The 17,888-nt window shown below is 52.2% G+C and carries 18 protein-coding genes; 17 read left to right on the top strand and 1 reads right to left on the bottom strand.

Annotated elements, in window-relative coordinates; genetic code table 11:
- Positions 1 to 11: 11 nt before the first annotated feature.
- The 16 genes from NZ823_08740 (at position 12) to NZ823_08665 (ending at position 15,083) form a co-directional block, all read left to right on the top strand.
- Positions 12 to 758 (top strand): twin-arginine translocation signal domain-containing protein, encoded by a 747-nt coding sequence (locus tag NZ823_08740; protein MCS6805211.1) that lies wholly within the window; start codon positions 12 to 14, stop codon positions 756 to 758.
- 112 nt (positions 759 to 870) lie between these two features.
- The gene (locus tag NZ823_08735; GenBank protein MCS6805210.1) at positions 871 to 1,254 is read left to right on the top strand and encodes a Dabb family protein; all 384 of its coding nucleotides are present in this window, start codon (positions 871 to 873) and stop codon (positions 1,252 to 1,254) included.
- Between the two features lie 14 nt (positions 1,255 to 1,268).
- Positions 1,269 to 1,571: a GYD domain-containing protein gene (locus tag NZ823_08730; protein ID MCS6805209.1), complete on the top strand. Its 303-nt coding sequence runs from the start codon at positions 1,269 to 1,271 to the stop codon at positions 1,569 to 1,571.
- Between the two features lie 9 nt (positions 1,572 to 1,580).
- Positions 1,581 to 1,886 carry a GYD domain-containing protein gene (locus tag NZ823_08725; GenBank protein ID MCS6805208.1) on the top strand — a complete coding sequence of 102 codons (306 nt, stop codon included), beginning with the start codon at positions 1,581 to 1,583 and terminating at the stop codon, positions 1,884 to 1,886.
- 6 nt (positions 1,887 to 1,892) lie between these two features.
- Complete coding sequence (locus NZ823_08720) at positions 1,893 to 2,546, top strand: hypothetical protein (GenBank protein ID MCS6805207.1); 654 nt, start codon at positions 1,893 to 1,895, stop codon at positions 2,544 to 2,546.
- Positions 2,547 to 2,574: 28 nt separating this feature from the next.
- Positions 2,575 to 4,077 carry a GMC family oxidoreductase gene (locus tag NZ823_08715; GenBank protein ID MCS6805206.1) on the top strand — a complete coding sequence of 501 codons (1,503 nt, stop codon included), beginning with the start codon at positions 2,575 to 2,577 and terminating at the stop codon, positions 4,075 to 4,077.
- A 7-nt stretch (positions 4,078 to 4,084) separates the two neighbouring features.
- Entirely contained in the window at positions 4,085 to 5,539 is a 1,455-nt protein-coding gene (locus tag NZ823_08710) for an alpha/beta fold hydrolase (GenBank protein ID MCS6805205.1), read from the top strand.
- Entirely contained in the window at positions 5,536 to 6,873 is a 1,338-nt protein-coding gene (locus tag NZ823_08705) for an amidohydrolase family protein (protein ID MCS6805204.1), read from the top strand. The genes NZ823_08710 and NZ823_08705 overlap by 4 nt, the downstream gene beginning before the upstream one ends.
- Entirely contained in the window at positions 6,870 to 8,306 is a 1,437-nt protein-coding gene (locus NZ823_08700) for a hypothetical protein (GenBank protein ID MCS6805203.1), read from the top strand. Before NZ823_08705 ends, NZ823_08700 begins: the two co-directional genes overlap by 4 nt.
- 137 nt (positions 8,307 to 8,443) lie before the next feature.
- Positions 8,444 to 9,220, top strand: coding sequence for a peroxiredoxin (locus NZ823_08695; protein ID MCS6805202.1), 777 nt, complete (start codon positions 8,444 to 8,446; stop codon positions 9,218 to 9,220).
- 46 nt (positions 9,221 to 9,266) lie between these two features.
- Positions 9,267 to 9,977, top strand: a complete 711-nt coding sequence (locus tag NZ823_08690) for an iron-containing redox enzyme family protein (GenBank protein ID MCS6805201.1) — start codon at positions 9,267 to 9,269, stop codon at positions 9,975 to 9,977.
- Positions 9,978 to 10,080: 103 nt separating this feature from the next.
- Positions 10,081 to 10,488 (top strand): heme-binding protein, encoded by a 408-nt coding sequence (locus tag NZ823_08685; protein ID MCS6805200.1) that lies wholly within the window; start codon positions 10,081 to 10,083, stop codon positions 10,486 to 10,488.
- Positions 10,489 to 10,598: 110 nt separating this feature from the next.
- A complete protein-coding gene (locus NZ823_08680; protein MCS6805199.1) occupies positions 10,599 to 11,405 on the top strand; it encodes an aspartate dehydrogenase in 807 nt (268 codons plus the stop codon).
- Positions 11,406 to 11,579: 174 nt separating this feature from the next.
- A complete protein-coding gene (locus tag NZ823_08675; protein MCS6805198.1) occupies positions 11,580 to 13,046 on the top strand; it encodes an aldehyde dehydrogenase family protein in 1,467 nt (488 codons plus the stop codon).
- Positions 13,047 to 13,174: 128 nt separating this feature from the next.
- Positions 13,175 to 14,479: a hypothetical protein gene (locus NZ823_08670; GenBank protein MCS6805197.1), complete on the top strand. Its 1,305-nt coding sequence runs from the start codon at positions 13,175 to 13,177 to the stop codon at positions 14,477 to 14,479.
- A 49-nt stretch (positions 14,480 to 14,528) separates the two neighbouring features.
- A complete protein-coding gene (locus NZ823_08665; protein ID MCS6805196.1) occupies positions 14,529 to 15,083 on the top strand; it encodes a hypothetical protein in 555 nt (184 codons plus the stop codon).
- A gap of 109 nt (positions 15,084 to 15,192) precedes the next feature.
- On the opposite strand, the gene ggt is transcribed toward NZ823_08665, so the two are convergent.
- Entirely contained in the window at positions 15,193 to 16,725 is a 1,533-nt protein-coding gene (ggt, locus tag NZ823_08660; protein MCS6805195.1) for a gamma-glutamyltransferase, read from the bottom strand.
- A gap of 108 nt (positions 16,726 to 16,833) precedes the next feature.
- Between ggt and NZ823_08655 the strand changes: the two genes are divergently transcribed.
- A partial coding sequence (locus tag NZ823_08655; GenBank protein MCS6805194.1) for a hypothetical protein occupies positions 16,834 to 17,888 on the top strand: 1,055 nt, incomplete at its 3' end.

Below are 17,888 nucleotides of genomic sequence, written 5' to 3'. Positions count from 1 at the left end.
GGCAGAGCACGATGAACAAGAAGGCGAAAAAGAAGCAGACGTGCCGTAAAGGGGTCTCACGACGTGAGTTCATTAAGCATAGCGCCAGTGCCGGAACGGCTACAGTCGCCGGTCTAACAGTGCTGAAGTCAACTGCTGCAACGGGCGCTCACTCGGCGCTGCAAGATGCGCCAGAATCCGCATTCATCTCGGCCGCAATAGGGAACACACAACAAGACGAAGAGCCAACGATAGATCGTCGAGCCATTCTGTTCGCTATTGGCGACACCTTGATCCCTTCAGCACCCGGCGACCCCGGGTACAAGGATTTGGAATGGTATTGTATTACTGCTGAGGTTGAACGACGAATAGAGAATGTGACAGATGAGGGATTGAAGCTGTTTAATGAGGCAAGCGTGCCGCTATTCGGAAAGAAATTCACGGAGTTGTCTGAGATAGATCGCGCGCAGTACCTGCATCGCATTATCACGGCGACTGGTTTCACTGACAAGTCACTCCATGAAAAGCTCATGACTGTGTACACGAATACACGAGAGGCTGTTTTCGTGACGTACTATCAAAACTTTCCACAGGATCGTTGGCCATTCGATGCGATGGGTGTGCCTTTGTTGAAGCCAGGGGATACCCATCAGATCACCAATCCGAACACGCCTGAGATTCCAACAGGCTGGGATTTAGCCGGTTATGCAGGACCGTTAACTTGGGAAGAAGAGGAGCGTCGTCGCAATTTCTTTAAGAAAATTCGTTGGCAGGAATGAGACTCCACTTGCCCGAATTCCCATCGAGAATCATAAGACAGAAGAGTGAAAGGGAGACGAGGTGCCGCTCTTCATGTTTTTTATCTTTCGTTCTACCGACAAGGAGCTTGATATGAAACGAACGATATTACTTTGTTCGATATTGCTCTGTCTGGTCGGCATCGTGCTTGCCGTTCATGCTGAACGTAGACGGGTGCCCAAAGGCATCCTGCGCCATACCGTGGCGTTTAACTTCAAGCCGGATGTATCACAGGAAATGGTTGAGAAAATACTGGTTGACACCAAAGCGACATTACCGACTATTAAGGGCGCAGCGAACATTGTGGTTGGCAGGCAGACGAGTCGTTGGACGAAATATCAATATGGCATTTCCATTGATTTCATCAACCTTGAAGCCAAGGCGGCATATGCCAAAAGTCCACAGAGTATGCGGTTGCATGAACAGTATAAGCCGTATGTTGAAGACGAAGTTGTCATTGATATTGTTAACGAGTAATCAAGGAGGTACAGATGGCTACGTTTGTCATGCTGATTAAAATGTCGCCACAATTGGCCAAGAATTTCAAAACGATGGAAGAGATTGGCCGGCAGGTTGGCGCGAAATATCGGGCTGCGTGCCCTGAGGTCAATGTCACCGCTCACTTGGCGTTGCTTGGTCCGTATGACTTCATGGATATTCTGGAGGCGCCGAATGAAGAAACAGTGTTCAAGATGGCCTCGGTCATTCTCTCGTCAGGGTTTGCCTCGGAAGTCGAAACGTGGACGGCACTGCCATATGCCAAACTGCTGGAATTAACCAGAGAAATCACTTAGGGGGACACCATGGTTACGTTCGTCATGCTGATCAAGATGTCACCGGAACTGGCCAAGAATTTCAAAACGATGGAAGAGATTGGCCGCCAAGTTGGCGCTCAGTACAAAGCTGCTTGTCCCGAAGTGAATGTCACTCACCATTTAGCCCTGCTTGGTCCTTACGATTTCATGGATGTTCTCGATGTTCCCAGTGTCGAATCAGCATACCGAGTAGCGGCTGTGATTCGGTCTTCAGGCATGGCATCAACGGTTGTGATGTGGCCAGCGATTCACTTCACCTATCCAAAAATGATGGAGCTGCTTGGAGACCTGTAACGCATCATGTCGAAGAAGAAAAAGATTTCGCGTCGGGCGTTTTTGAAGCAGTCTGCTGTCAGTTCTCTCCTGGTAACAGCGGTGACGCCGGAGCTGGCGCCTGGCCGTAACCAGGCTGCTAAGCCAGTCATAGATCGTCATGCAATCTTTGCGGCGCTGGGTGACACCTTGATTCCAACAAGCCCCGGAGATCCCGGTTATAGAAGCCTTGAGCCCTACAAAATCACGATGGAAGTGATGAAAGGGTTGGAGGCGATTTCTGATGCTGACCTCGGAGTCTTTGATAGAGGATGCGGCGCATTCTTTGATGGTCGGACGTTCCTTCAACTCACTGAGTCCCAGCGCGCTGAGTATCTTCGACTGATCATTGATGGCACTCAATTCGCTGATACAGCGCAGTTGAGAACGTTGCAGCGCGTCTATCGCCGAACGCGCACGCGAGTGTTTATGGTCTTTTATCAAAATTATCCGGAAAACGTGATTCCGCGGGACCGGCATGGCGTGCCGATCCTCAAACCTAGTGATTTGCATCAGATCACTAATCCAAACACAAAAGAGTTGGTAACTGGGTGGGACATCGCCGGCTTCGAGGGACCATTAAGCTGGGAGGAAGAAGAAGCCCGTCGCGCTCATTTCAAGCCGATCACCTGGGATCAGTGAGATCAAAGGAGGTGGAGCCTCATCTCAAATGAAACCGAGACGAAATCATTACGATGTCGTCATTGTAGGTTCCGGCGTAGCCGGCAGCATCCTGGCAGCGCGCATCGCTGAGAAAGGTGTCAACAGCCGAAATGGAGACCGGCTCCATATTGCGTTGATTGAGGCAGGGCCATACTGGAAAGGCGAGCCGCGACCGGGCTACGGCCATCCACGACGACGACAATTGATCACTAACGTGTTCAGTGATGACGCCTCAGATCGTCTTTGGCCGTGGGGCATGGTGAAGATGGTCGGGGGCACAACAATGCACTATGGCGCGAGTGTCTACTTACCTTATGATGTTGACTATATGCATTGGGTCGCGGAAGGAACCGACTGGACAGAGGAACAGTGCCGTGAGGCTGCGGCAGAAGTCAAGCAGATGTACAACATTCATGCTGAACCCGACATTGTGCTGAGCAAGGGAAGTCTGCTTTTTCGTGAGGCGGCGCGCGCGCTTGGCCGCCAAGTTCATCCGGCGCTCGTCGCGCGACGCAACTGCCTGTATTGCGGCTTTTGTGAGGGCGGGTACTTCTGTCGGTATGACAGCAAAATGACCGCGCTGACAACCTATATTCCACTAGCTGAGCAGTATGGTGTCGAGATCATACCTAATGCCCTGGTCGAGCGCGTTGTAATCGAAAAAAAGAGGGCCCGGCCTACGGCAACGGGGGTTGTGATCCGGCAAGCTGGCCGGTCTACAAGGCTACACGCTCAGTACGTGATTGTGAGCGCTGGCGTTATTGGTACTCCCCTGTTGCTTTTGAGATCAGGATATGGATCAAAAGAAGACTTAGGGACGAACTGCATAGCTGAGAATCCGAATATCGGAAGGCATTTGGATATTCACGCGGCCATTGTGGTGAGCGCATACTTTGATGAACCGATCAAGGATGGCTCGCGCGGCGCTGCACCGGCCGGGTTTTTCTTTCTGGACGATGCTGGTCCGAACGGATACAGCCGGCTGCGAGTGAAAGACAGCGGGATGGTTGGCATTCATGAGCCATGGACCTTAGCCTTCAGTCCGTTTGCCCCGGATTTCGGCCAGGCGCACAAAGAATTCATGAAGAAGGGCCGGATGCACGTGGGGGGGCTCCTGGTTGTGCTGAAGAAGCCCGAAGGCTATCGCGGGCGAATCAATTTGCGCACTGCACAGATGGAGTACGAAGGCAGTGCATCTATCGAGCGTCGCTTGCGCGAAGGTGGCGAGATGGCGCGCGAGGTGTTACACAAAATGGGTGCCAAGAGCATCGTCGGCGTTGACATGTCTCCTATCTATCATATTGCCCATGGCGTGAGCACATGCCGGGCGGGTTCCGATGCCCGTTCATCGGTAGTCAATTCTCAATTTGAATCACACGATGTGAGTAACCTTTTCATCTGTGACGCCAGTGTGTTGCCGCGCTCCGCGTCAGGTGATGCTGTCGGTCCAATTGCTACGATTGCCGTGCTAGCGGCTCAGCGCATCGTGGCCAATCATTTCAAGAAATGAGATGTCTATGGCTGATGTCGAGAGAGAGATACACTTTCAAACAGAGGACGGTGTCACGATTTATGGCACGCTCCATCTGCCGGAGCAGGCTTGTTCGGACCGTCCTGTCCCGGCTGCGTTGCTGCTTCATGGCGCGGCTCATGATCGTGATGCGTTTGCATCATTCGTCTATCCAGGCCTAGGACAGATACTATCATCGCAAGCAGTGGCTGTATTGCGAATTGATTGGCGCGGCCGTGGTCAGAGCGTTGCTGATGTTGAGTATCATTCGTTTACAGTCGAGCAACGATCCAGGATCTATCTTGATGTCAAAGCTGCCTTGAATGTTCTCGCATCACAACCTGAAGTGGACGCCTCGCGGTTGGCTATCGTGGCTGAAGAAGTCGGTAGCGAATGGGCCGTATGGGGTTCTGAAGGTGATCCTCGTGTGATCGCGCTTGCATTCATCTCCGGCAGATTGAGCGAACAAGCCCGCCAGCGATTGGCTGAACGACAGCACGTTCCAATTCTGTGCGTTGTGAGTCAAGACGATCAGCATGGCTTTGCTGATATGTCAGCGACTGCGGCGGCGTCGAAGCATCCGGACAGCGTCATTCGGGTTTATCAAGACATGGGTGTCGGTACGACGATGTTCACCGTCTGGCGTTATCATTATCCAGATGCAATAGGCGTCGGCTTTCTGGCCAAACAGGGGGTGGATACGGATAAAATCCAACTTGTGCCGCGAGACCCAGGCGATCAGAAACCGATTGAAAATATCATTAGTGATTGGCTTGTCGCCCGACTCAAGTCGCTCGGACGTATGAAGGAAATCTCATTCAAGACAGAAGACGATTGGACGATTTACGGCAACTTGCGAGTTCCTGAAAATCTCAAACCGGGTGAGCGTGCGCCGGGTATCGTCCTGCTTCACTCTGGTTGGAGTGATCGCTACATTTTCCATCGGCTAGAACGATTGTTCGCTCAGTGTGGCATTGCCGTGCTCAATATTGATTGGCGGGGTCGTGGCAAGAGCCGAGACAAAGGTAATTACTTCAAACTATCGCGGGAAGATCGTGATCGCGCTTACCTAGATGCTAAAGCTGCTCTTCATGTGTTAGCCGCACAACCCGATGTTGATGCGACAAAGTTGGCGATCCTTGGTACCTATCTGGGGGCAAAGTTCGCCATGACAGCGGCGTTGGGGGATGAACGAGTTCGTGCCTTAGTGATGTTGTCAGGCTACATCCCTACAGGTCAGGAGCGAGAAGCGATTGTGCAGGCAACGTTCCCCGTATTGTTTATCGGAAGTCGCGGGCTTGGGCCGGTGACGAACGCCATGCTGGATCTTTACGAGCTGATGAAAGACAAGCGAAGTCAGATCATTGTTTATGATGGTGGAGCAGTTGGTTATCAACTCTTTGAAGTTGATAAGGAGCTCGAACAACGAATTGTTCACTGGGTGAAAGAGTGCATGTCATGAGATTCAAACGACATTACCTCATTCCTGGCATCTTGGTCGGCTGCCTCGTCCTGCTTGTCATTGGCCAATTCGTTCTGGCCGCCCAGCCGGAACAAGTTGTTGTGATTCGATGCGGCAGGCTCTGGGATGGCCGGTCGCTTCACACTCAACAGGGCATGGCCGTCGTGGTGCGTGGTGAACGAATCGAAGCCGTGAGCAAAAACAATGAACTGGTGGTACCGCGGCACGCAGCACTGATTGATCTGCGCGGTGCAACGGTGTTGCCCGGATTGATTGACGTTCACTGTCACATCATTCCTGAAATCGGATATACGCAGGATGATTACCTGAAACGTTCATCGGCGCGCAATGCCCTTGAAGGATTATTCCATGCACAGAAATGCCTGAATGCCGGTTTCACCACTATTCGCGACCCAGGCGACATGGATCCTTTTTATGCACACTTGGCTGTCAGGGATGCAATCAAAGCGGGTCGGTTTATCGGGCCACGGATTCTGGCCGCTGGTCATCTGCTTTCGATTACCGGTGGGCATGCCGATTTCAATAGTGGCGCGCCGGAATTGAATATCCCACCGTTTGGTGAAATTGTTGACGGGGTTGATGAGGTCCGGAAAGCCGTACGCAAAGAGGTCAAGTGGGGCGCTGATTGGATCAAAATCTCTGCCACGGGCGGCATCTATTCAGCGGGTGACGATCCAGATTTAGAACAATTTTCATTTGAAGAGATCAAGGCAGCGGTTGACGAAGCACGCCGTTTTGGTCGGGACGTAGCCGCGCATTCACACGGCGTTGCCGGCACAAAATCAGCCCTACGAGCTGGTGTTAGGTCTATCGAGCATGGCAGCGTTCTTGATGATGAAGCTATCGCCCTGTTCAAGCAAACAGGTGCTTATCTTGTGCCGACCATTTTCACGTCGGAATATACGTTGATCGAAGGCGAGAAGAATAAACAACCACCTCATGCCATGGAAAAAGCCCGTCACTTGCACGAGAGAAAACGGCAAAGTTTTAGCAAGGCGGTGCAGGGCGGCGTTAAGATTGCTTTTGGGACAGACACGGGCATCATTCCTCAAGGATGGAATGCGCGACAATTTGCCGTGATGGTCCGGTGGGGGATGACGCCGGCTCAGGCGATGATGTCGGCCACAGCGGTGGCCGCCGAGATGCTGCGCTTATCTCATGAGATTGGGACGGTCGAGGCTGGTAAACTGGCTGATCTCATCGCTGTTAGTGGGAATCCACTTGACGACATCACTGTTCTCGAACAGGTGCAGTTTGTGATGAAAAGTGGGCTAGTGGTCAAAAACACGTTCGCTGGAGTCAACAAACCATGAATCGGATGCTCTCGATCATACTCATAGGGGCCTGTTTGTTCATTGCTCGTGCGTCCGACCGACACGAGCAGGGGAAGGAAAACAAGATTCTCTCCTACTTTCCCGTGAGCGTAGGCCGGCCAAACATTCCCGACAAATACAAAGTCACCTCTGTTGAACAGCTTTTGCCGGGCACGCGCTATTACCTAGAACACGCCACACAGCTCAAACAGGGAGAGCAGGTACTCATTCTGGATGATTCAAGGGTAGGCGACCCGCTTATTACCGAGGCTTGGGCAAAAGCAGCGAGAGAGCGTGGCGCCATCGTTGACGTTGTGACCCTCGATCTGACGCCGCATCGAGAGCCACCTGAAGTCGGACCGATGGGGTCTGAGCCGACCAGTTGGTGGCCAACATGGCTCGAGCATGCGATTATGAAAGCGGATGTCACACTCGTCCTCACACCTATTAATATCAATCACGGCATTCGGCGACAGACAGTCGAGACAAAATGGAATCGTGGCCGGATCGGCCTGCCAGGCAATATCTACACACGTGAACAGTTGGCCTTCACCAAATGGACAACTTTCCCGGCTGAACTCGATGTGGCGCTCCAGCGGAAGCTCTATGATCAAACGGATGTAGATGACGGCCCCAAAGTGATTCGTATTACAGATCCGCTCGGCACAGACCTAACGTTCACGCAGGACGTGGATCGTGAGTGGGTGAGGAAGAGTTTTGCTTATGATTTGAACCGAATCGAGATTTCCCTCACACGTCGTGTTGAATATATGTTTCACCACAATAAAATCGCGCCCGGCCTCTCTCGTAAACCGGACGGACGTGGTCTGATTGTGACGACGTCACTACCATCGGGGCCGATCTCGCCGATGAAACTACACATTGAGGGTGGACAGATCGTGAAGGTGGAAGGTAACGACCCCATTGCTGAAGAATGGCGTCGTGGCCTTGGAGCCTACAAAGATGTTGATTACGGCTTTCCTCACGGTCGAGGTGTCGCTTGGCTTGAGGGAGTTTACATCGGCACGTGCCCCAAGGTGATTCGACCCGATTATTTCACGCCGACTTATTTCGTTGAGCAAGGCTCATACAACTACTGGTGGTGTGAGATTAAGCGATCCGGTTTCATCCACATCGGCTTTGGCAAAGGGTGGTCGGGATTGGATGGAGTGAAGGAGGGGCTCCCGACCTGGCATCATGATGTATTTCTCCCATTTCCTACGGTCACCGTCAATGGTCAAAAGATTGTTGACAATGGCCATCTGATGGCGCTCGATGATGCGGAGATTCGGCGCATCGCAGCCAAGTATGGAAATCCCGATGAGCTACTGCGGGAAGAGTGGATTCCCGCTTATGAGGCCGATCCGTCAATTAAGGGCTATTATACTCAAGAGCAGTACAATGCTATTTTGAAGTCGTTCAAGCGATTGTAGAAATCGCCTCAAGGGCAGCGCACATTATCGGGGACGACTTATATCCTGTTAAATTCTCGTTCGAACTGGCACTCATCTGTGATGAGTGATTCGTTAAACCCTTAGAGGATTTTGTAACAATACACCGGAGGTGGCAGATGTTTACATGGTGGAGCTTATATCGCTCAGTTCCCTATGAAGGGACCCTAGAGGAGTTAAGTCAAAACGGCAGATTTAGTGAAGTCACAACTGTTGCTGATGTGACAAACGAGCCGCAGCAGGGTGCTGAACAAGCCGGTAATCGAGCAGCATCCGAGGAGGAACCACGCTCTAGAATTTCAATGAGGAGAATAACCATGATCACAAAGGGAGTGAGTCATTTGATTTTGTTAGCGACGTGCCTAGGACTTGCTGGTGTGAGTGTTGTTTGGGGAAGCGACGGTGGGCCCAACGTCGGCGAGAAAGCGCCTGACTTCCGGCTTCCATACGCCACACATGAAACGATTGTATACGACCCGCAAAAAGGCATCAGCCTTTCACAGTATCGTGGTAAGATTGTCGTACTGGCCTTTTATCCTGCCGATTGGTCTCCGGGTTGTACAACGGAGGTATGCACTCTCCGCGATTCATTCCGTGATTTGGACAAACTGGGCGCTGTGATTTTGGGTATCAGTGGTGACTATGTGTTCTCTCATCATGAATGGGCCAAGCATCATGGCTTGACGTTTCCTCTGCTCTCGGATCACGATCACACTGTTGCTAAGGCTTATGCTAGTTATATGGGGCCACCATTAGGCTACAACAAGCGAACCATCTACGTGATTGATGGCCAAGGCATCGTGCGCTATCGCGATCTTGAGTTCAAACATGACGATCCAACTGATTATGAGATGGTGCGAAAAGTGATTGAAAAATTGAAATCAAGCCAATCCTAAGAAGGTGATTGAAAAATTGAAATCAAACTAATTCTGAGGAGCATATATGTCAAACGCAGATGCATTTTTGAATCAACTGAAAGCGGCACGTGACGAATGGCATAGCAAGGATCACCCATTCATTGATTTGTGGGCAGAGGGGAAACTGACCAAAAAGCAGACAGCTGTTTATGTGGTCATGCACTATCATTTCGTCACCCAGTATTTGAACTGGCTCGCGTTCATCTGGGCGCTTTGTCCCGAAAAGGATGTGAAAGACAGTATCCTTGAGAATCTCAAGGAAGAGGAAGACCCGGCGGACCGTCACCTGGAGATGTTGATTGATTATGCCGAGGCATGTGGCGTCACACGCCATGAAGTGATCAATGCTAAGGTGCTGCCTTGGACACAAGCATTGACCGATTGGGGATGGCGGTTTGTCTATCAGAATCCTTGGCAAGTTTCATGCGCTAGTTTGATGATCGGCCTTGAGTCGCAACCTCCACACATATACCCGCGCATCATCCCTAGCCTCCATAATAATTACGGTTGGAAGCCAGACGATCCAGCCATCCGATTCTTCCGTGGCCACGTCGCTGCTGATGAGATTCATAGTGCGCGTGGATTTCAGATGACTGAAAAGTATTGTAATACACATGAACTGCAACGTGCGGCTATCGAAGGGGTGCGAACGGCTGCGCAGAAGCGTTGGAACCACATGAACGGGATTTATTGGTATGCTGTTTACGGCAAAGAGGACGATACGCCAAATCGTTAAGAGAGATGTGGATCTGTCAGTGGTTGTGGCTACTGGCTCATATCCATTGCCTCTCTGAAAAAAGTCGAAGCTAGTAATTATGGTTCATGTTGGGAGAGGAAGCATGGCAAGTGAACTAACACTTGAGCGAGTCGAGCAGTGCTTGAGACAAGGAAAGGCCAAAGCCAAAGAACTGAATGTGGAAGCTGCGATTGTTGTCGTTGATGCTGCTGGGCATCTCGTCGGAGCGCTGCGTATGGACAATGCGTTGTGGGTGACACCGGAAATCGCGCAAGCCAAAGCAGCTACAGCCGCGGCATTCCGCGCCACAACAGCCGAACTCGAAGAGCGATGGAAAGCAAGGCCATGGTTTGCAATGAGCGTTGTTGGGTTGGGTCCAGGGCGATTTCTCGTTGGCAAAGGGGCCGTGCCGATCATCGAGAATGGATGTGTGATTGGCGCTGTCGGCGTCAGTGGTGGCATTCCGGCTGATCTTGACCACCAGATTGCTGAAGCTGCTGTCATCGCTTAGTTGCAAACTCACCGCAGCACAGATGTGACAGAAGAAGTGAGAGCCGATGCGCTCTTTGCATTTTCCGTCACATCTGTGTTTTTGACAGTTCTTTGATTTCCTGGGCCGTGATGAATATCGGTTTGATTGGATTCGGGACAATCGGTCGCGCAATCGCCCAAGCCATCCACGCTGGTCGTGCTGGGCAAGTTGAGTTAGGCTGTGTGTTAGTTCGTGATCTGAACAAAATCAGCTCAATGGATGTTGGGTTGGTTGCTGGTCGAATCACAACAAGCGCCGACCAATTCTTTGCTGCGAGCTTGGACGTGATAATCGAGGCGGCGGGACATGCAGCCGTGCGTCAATATGCTGAGCGCACATTGAGGAGTGGACGCGATTTTTTAATGGTTAGTGTTGGCGCCTTTGTGGACGATGAACTTCTCTCCTGCGTGAAACGGGCGGCTGCCCAGAGCGGGCGTCGGCTGATGATCCCTTCGGGCGCGCTCGGTGGACTGGATGCCATCTCGTCGGCTGCAATCGGGGCGCTCAAAGAAGTGACACTGGTCGTTCGCAAACCACCCGTTGCCTGGAAAGGAACGCAGGCTGAAGAAGCTGCATTGCGCGCTGCAATAGAACCGGTCTGTTTTTTTGAAGGGACGGCACGAGAAGCTGCTGCCTCGTATCCTCAAAATGTCAATGTCGCCGCCGCTTTGAGCTTAGCCGGTGTTGGGCTGGATCAGACGAGAGTCAGAATTTACGCTGACCCGGCAGTCGAACACAACACATTTGAGCTTCAGGCTCGCGGTGATTTCGGCGAGATCAAGCTTGAATTGAAGAATCGTCCGTATCCGGGCAATCCGAAAACAGGTCACCTTGTGGTGATGAGTTTGATCAAAGCGATACGACGTTTGCAAGATTCCGTCGTTGTAGGATTCTGATGCACCAGTCACGTCTCCATACACGAGGTCTTGCTGAAGCGATTTTGCTGCCCGGCTGGTATCCGCGGCTGACGCTTAAGGAAAGTTGCCTTGGTTGGCAGTGGGATTGTTCACCCGGCACCTTTTGGACGGGAAGTGATTGTTTCGCAAATGAACGTTAGGAAAGTGAACGATATGCCGTCTGGATTGGCAAAGATTTATAGCAATCTGATTGATGGCCGTTGGGTCACATCGTCACGTGGTGCGACTTTCGCCAGCATCAATCCCGCCGATACAGCGGAAGTTCTCGGATATTTTCAGCAAGCGACGTCCGACGAGGCGCGAGAGGCCATCGAAGCAGCCCGGGCTGCGCAACCGGCGTGGGCTGCTACTCCGCCGTCCAAACGAGCCGAACTACTGTATCTCGTGGCCGAATTAATGGAATCTCACGCTGCTGAATGGGCCGAATTGTTGACGCGTGAGGAAGGCAAGACATTGGCAGAGAGCACGTTTGAAATCAAACGAGCCGTGGCCAACTGGCGGTTCTACGCTAACCAGGCCTATCTGATCAGTGGAGACACACTCCCATCAGACGAGCCAGGCGTGTTTCTGTACACGGTGAGGGAACCACTGGGCGTCATATCTGTGATTACACCCTGGAACTTTCCCGTTACAATCCCTACTCGGAAAATCGCCCCGGCGTTAGTTGCCGGTAACACGGTTGTGTTCAAACCGGCCTCTCTTACCCCGTTGATGGGCATTAAGATTGGCGAGGTTCTTGTGGAGGCCGGATGCCCCAACGGCGTATTCAACGTGTTGACGGGGCCGGCATCGGCGATTGGACCTGAATTGATCAGCAACCCGCACGTCAGCGCCGTGACTTTCACCGGCTCCTGGGACGTGGGTGATCAGATCCAACATCGGGTCGCGACGACTTGTCGTACACAACTCGAGATGGGTGGGAAAAATCCGATTGTCGTGCTTGAAGACGCCGACATGGATTTAGCTGTGGCTTGCACTGTTCAAGGCGCATTCGGCATGACAGGGCAGTCATGCACAGCAACCAGTCGGGCCATTGTGGTTCGTGCCGTACTGGAACAGTACGTGGAGAAACTTGTTCGTGCTACCAAACAATTGGTGATTGGCAATGGGTTGCAAGAAGGTGTAAAAGTCGGCCCAGTTGCTGACAGCTATCAAGAGAAAACAATTCTCAGTTATGTTGAGCTCGGCAAGCAAGAGGGGGCTGAACTGTTACACGGCGGCAGGAAGCTCGACGGTGACGGTTTCGATCGAGGTTACTTCATTGAACCAACGATCTTCGGCCGCGTGCGACCGCACATGAGGATTGCTCAGGAAGAAATTTTCGGCCCGGTGCTGAGCATTCTTGAGGTGAGCGATTTTGATGAAGCAATCCATGTGGCCAATGATGTTGAGTACGGACTTTCAGCCTCCATTTGCACACGTGATCTGAATCGGGCACAACGCTTCGCCCAGATGATCAACGCTGGGATGGTGAAAGTCAATCAGCCAACGACTGGCGTGGCCATCAACGCACCCTTCGGCGGCGTGAAGAAATCAAGCACTGACACATTTCGCGAGCAAGGGCAGGTGGCTATGCAGTTTTTTACACGGTTAAAAACGGTCTCGGTGAAGTTTCGTTGAGTATGCTGGCAGTTAGTCGTACTCGGACGGTGATCGCTCAGGTTATTTTTGCGCTTGGTATACTGCTCATACTGACATGTACAGAGGCAGCTCCACAGTTGAGCTTTGGAGATCCTGATCTCGCGCGAATGGTTGAGGGAACACCGACGACTCCCCATACGGCTCAATATCTAATTCATCGCGCCGTTTTTGCTCGTCAAGCCATTCAACTTGGACGCTTTTTGTTCCATCAAGATTTTGCCGAGAGAACAAATAGCGGGTGTAACGGCATCCCCTGTGATTTGCCAAATCCGAGCGCGACTTGGTCTCCACCCTGGTCTAAGTTCGAAGCCAGCAGTTGTGCAACCTGCCACAGTGTTCCTAGGAATTCGGCTGGTTTCGGTCCCAAGACTCGGGATACATTTACGGCCGGCAACAGGATTCGAACGCCGGATTTGTTTGGTGCCGGTTTGATTGAACAGTTAGCGGCTGAAGCCAGCGAAGACCTAGCGTTAGCGAAAGCCACATCACGGCCGCTCGTGACGGCCAATGGCGTTCGTTACGACACGGGGCTTGGCGTTCGCATGGGCGGGAGTGTCAACCCTGACTTGATTGTTCGGCCGTTTGGACGCAAAGGCGTCGAATCGCATATCCGTGCATTTGCCAGTCGTGCTGCTTGGCTCCATCTAGGGCTTCAAGCGCAAGATCGGTTTCAATGTCCCAACGGTGACAGAAACGGCGATGGGCGGTGTGATGATCTTGTATCAGTGGGACTTGATCCTGATGGTGACGGCGTCGCTGATGAGTTGACACAGGGCGGTCTATCGCTATTAGAGAACATGTTGGTGAATTATCCAATTCCCGGTCGTGGGCCGATCACCGCCGAGGTTCGCCGTGGAGAGCGCATCTTTCATGCCATCAACTGCACAGAGTGCCACCGTCCAGAAATGCGCGTGCGGCAGGACCCGCGTATCGAGCACCTGACCGTCTTCTGGAACGAACAAACGAATCGCTTTGAGGCGGAACGTCGCTTCTTGTTTGATCTCATTGACGATGGCTACGTGGATCCGGATCGCCAACGACCGATGCCGCTCGCTGTCCCTCGCCGGCAGCCGTTTGTCGTGCCTCTCTATTCCGACTTGAAGCGACATGAGATGGGACCACACATGGCGGATGTAAGCGATGAGGAGGGAATAGCTAGGAGCGTCTTTCTGACACGACCATTGTGGGGCGTCGGAAGCTATACAGCTTTTTTGCACGATGGTAGCGCGCGTACGCTTCAGGAAGCCATTATGCGTCACGGCGGCGGGGCGATTCAGTCGAGAAAGAAGTTTGCCCAACTGCGTCATCGGGATAAGCAAGCAGTGGTAGCATTCCTTAAGAGTTTGATCTTGTTTAGTGTTGAAGATATTTTAACGGCGAAAATTCCTATCACACGCGGCGATGTACCATAGCCTCACATCAATCATGAAAGGGTGAGGAAAGGGGAAGGAGAAAACAGCAATGAACAAAACCCGGATTCGTGTCAGTCTGAGTTTTCTGTTCGGTGTGTTCATCACCAGCGCCATCAGTTTCATGGTTAGGTCATCTGAGGCTGTGCCAGCCAGTAAGTTAGTGAGCGGGCCGAAACGTATCAAAGTGCCATTTATGCACATGCGCGGTTTTGGTTCAAAAGCTGGACATCATGATAAGCCGGGCGAATCGCTCATCGGTGCTGGCAGCGAAATAGAAATTTGGAATATTGACGACAAACGCTCACTCACGATTACCGAGATTTACTTTCACCCATGGGATGGCAAAGCTCCCTATAAAGGTTCTCAATACGGATTGCCGCTGCCACTGGAGCTGAAGCCAAATACACATTATCACTTCAGCGCGTTCTATGAGCATTTCACCCTACCTCCACCTGAACTGATTGAGGGGAAGAAGAATTTCATTCATGGTTATCTGGCTGATATTCGGTGGGAGGGGCCGGCGCCGCGCGTGCGGGGTTGGGACAAAGGCGTCAAGGATGGCGAGTATTTCCACGTCACGCCTTTGACCGTTTGGGCAGAGTGACGCACCAGATAGGAAGAGGATGAAGCAAATGAAGCAGGCGATCGCCAGCAAGACATTTTGGTTTCTAGCGCCTCAGTTGCCTGACTTGTTGATTGTGTTGTGCTAGCAGTTAGTATCCGATAGCGCACCCGTCCTTGCGGGGATCGGAAGCGCCAAGCAGGACATCGTTAGAGATGATAATGAGTTGGCCGCCGCCGAATCCTTCTTCAGCCGCATTTGGTGTCAACCGATGTCCCCTGGCGGCGAGTTGTTTTTGCACATCTGCTGTGATGCCCTTTTCCAGAGCAAGTTGACCGGATTCAAGAATCCGAAAACGTGGTGCGTCCAGGGCTGCTTGCGGGTTCATGTCGAAGTCTACAAGGTTGGAGATAACCTGAAGATGGGCTTGGGCCTGCATCATGCCGCCGACGATGCCAAAGCAGGCCCATGGGCGACCCTTGCGTAGCATCATGGCGGGGATGATTGTGTGATAAGGTCGCTTGCCTGGGCCCAAGCGATTTGGGTGATTGGGCTCAAGCGTAAAACAAGCGCCACGATTTTGTAGTACTAGACCTGTTCCCGGCACAGTGATGCCAGCGCCAAAGAGCTTGTACACACTGCTGATCATGGAGACAACATTTCGTTGTTCATCCACGACAGCGACGTAGGCGGTATCGCCAGAGTAAGGTGGGAGCGTTGCAGGAATCAGCGGCTGTGTCGGGTGGATCTGGGTGCGTCGCGTTTGTGCATAGGATTTGGAGATAAGTTTGCTTAGCGGCAATGGCTCATCTGGATCAGCAATATATGTCTGTGCGTCAGTCAAGGCGAGTTTCATTGCCTCAATCAGGCTGTGAAGATAGTCAACGGAATGATGTCCCATCTGAGTGAGGGGAAAGCCTTCAACGATATTCAAGGCCATCAGAGCTAACAGTCCCTGAGTGTTTGGTGGTAATTCGACTACATCATGTCCACGATAGCATGTGGTGATTGGCTCAACCCAATCTGAGCGATGCGCTTGAAGGTCGTTTAACGTTAGTGACCCTCCCAGATGCTGAACCGAGGCAGCAATCGCATGACCGATATCCCCTTGATAAAACGCAGTGATCCCATGGTGTGCGATGCGCCTGAGTGTATGAGCCAGCTCAGGATTGCGAAAGACTTCGCCGGGGCGTGGTGCCCGGCCATGTGGCAGATAAACCCGTGCCGATTCTGCATGGCGTGAGAGTTTGCAAGCAGCACGGCTCCACTGCTGTGCTGCTAGTTCGGATACGGGGAAGCCGCTTTCGGCACACTCGATGGCGGGAGCAAGGACTTGGTCCAATGTGATTGTGCCGAATCGTTCTAAACACTGTACAAGACCGTGAAGGGCACCAGGCACGGTCACACTATGAGGACTCTCGGCCGGAATGTGAGTCAAGCCTTGTCTGATCAAATCGTCAGCCGAGGCATAGCTTGGCGCTCGGCCACTCCCGTTCAGGGCAAAGAGCCGATGTTCTTTAGCAATGTACATTAAGGCGAAACAGTCGCCCCCCAACCCGGTAGACATCGGCTCAACGACAGAAAGCATGGCAGTGGCTGTCACGGCCGCGTCAATGGCATTCCCTCCGTTGCGCAAGACGTGAATCGCAGCCTCGACGGCCAGTGGCTGGCTGGATGCCACCATGGCGTGTCGGCTCATGACAACGGATCGCCGTGAGGGGTAGCTATACTCGTAGAATTTCATAGCGAAGGTAGATACTATAACGGAGCTGCATTGAAAAATCGAGTCGGCATGAAACCAAAACTACACTGCTTGTTGTTGCTAATGGGGCTGTGCGTATCAACGTCTAGTTCCGTTGCTGCTGAGGATCGAGACATCAGTTTTCAAACGGAAGACGGTTGGACGATCTATGGTACATTGAGCATACCGGATAGTGGCAAACAGAAGTTTCCGGTCGTTATCTTACTGCCTTCCATGGCTCATGATCGCGCATCATTTGGCGTCTATCGTGATCCCGGTCCGGGACGTTCTCAGTACCCTGGATTAGCCCCCGTCATTCTGAGTCGCGGTGTCGCCACGCTCAGTCTTGATCTGCGCGGTCGTGGTCAAAGTATGGGAATGAAGGAGCAGCATTCATTCAATGATGAGGAGCGATCTCGGATGTATCTCGATGTCCGTGGGGCAATGTCGTTGATTGAAAAGCAGCCCATGCTTGACGCATCGCGAGTCGGTTTGGTGGGAGTCGAACACAGTGCCGATGCTGCCGTCCGGGGATGGGCTGGTGACAATCGTGTTCAGGCCATGGCGCTGATCTCAGGTCGCCTGAGTGAGGTAGCCAAACAGCACATTGCGGCTAGCCCCAAACTCCCCCTCTTTTTAACGGTGAGCAGTGAAGATAAACGCGGCTTCGCGGACATGACCGATGCGTACTTTCTGTCTAATAGCGCCAGCACTACCATTGAGATATACGATGGATTGGGTGTTGGCACATGGATGTTTAGCATGTATCGGCAGAAATTTCCCAACCAGCAGCCACTCCATGAAAAAATAGGAGACTGGATCTCAAATTTGCTGCTGATGACCGGGCAACTCCGCGAGGTTTCGTTTCAAACGCAGGATGGTTGGACTATCTTTGGGAATTTTCGTTTACCGGAGAGGGAAACTGGGAAGAAGCCAGCGGTGATCCTGCTTCACTCAGGGTTGAGTGATCGTCATGCCTATCATGAGTTGGAGATTGAGTTAGCTCGGGCTGGCTTGGCCGTCCTCAATATTGACTGGCGGGGAAAGGGTAAAAGTACAGGCAAAGGTCCATACTTTGAACTGTCGCGGGCAGAGCGTGATCGAGG

This window comes from Blastocatellia bacterium, from assembly GCA_025054955.1.
Taxonomy (GTDB): Bacteria; Acidobacteriota; Blastocatellia; order HR10; family J050; genus JANWZE01.
Note: the sequence above shows the minus strand (reverse complement) of the source record. Positions and strands in the feature narration are given on the sequence as shown.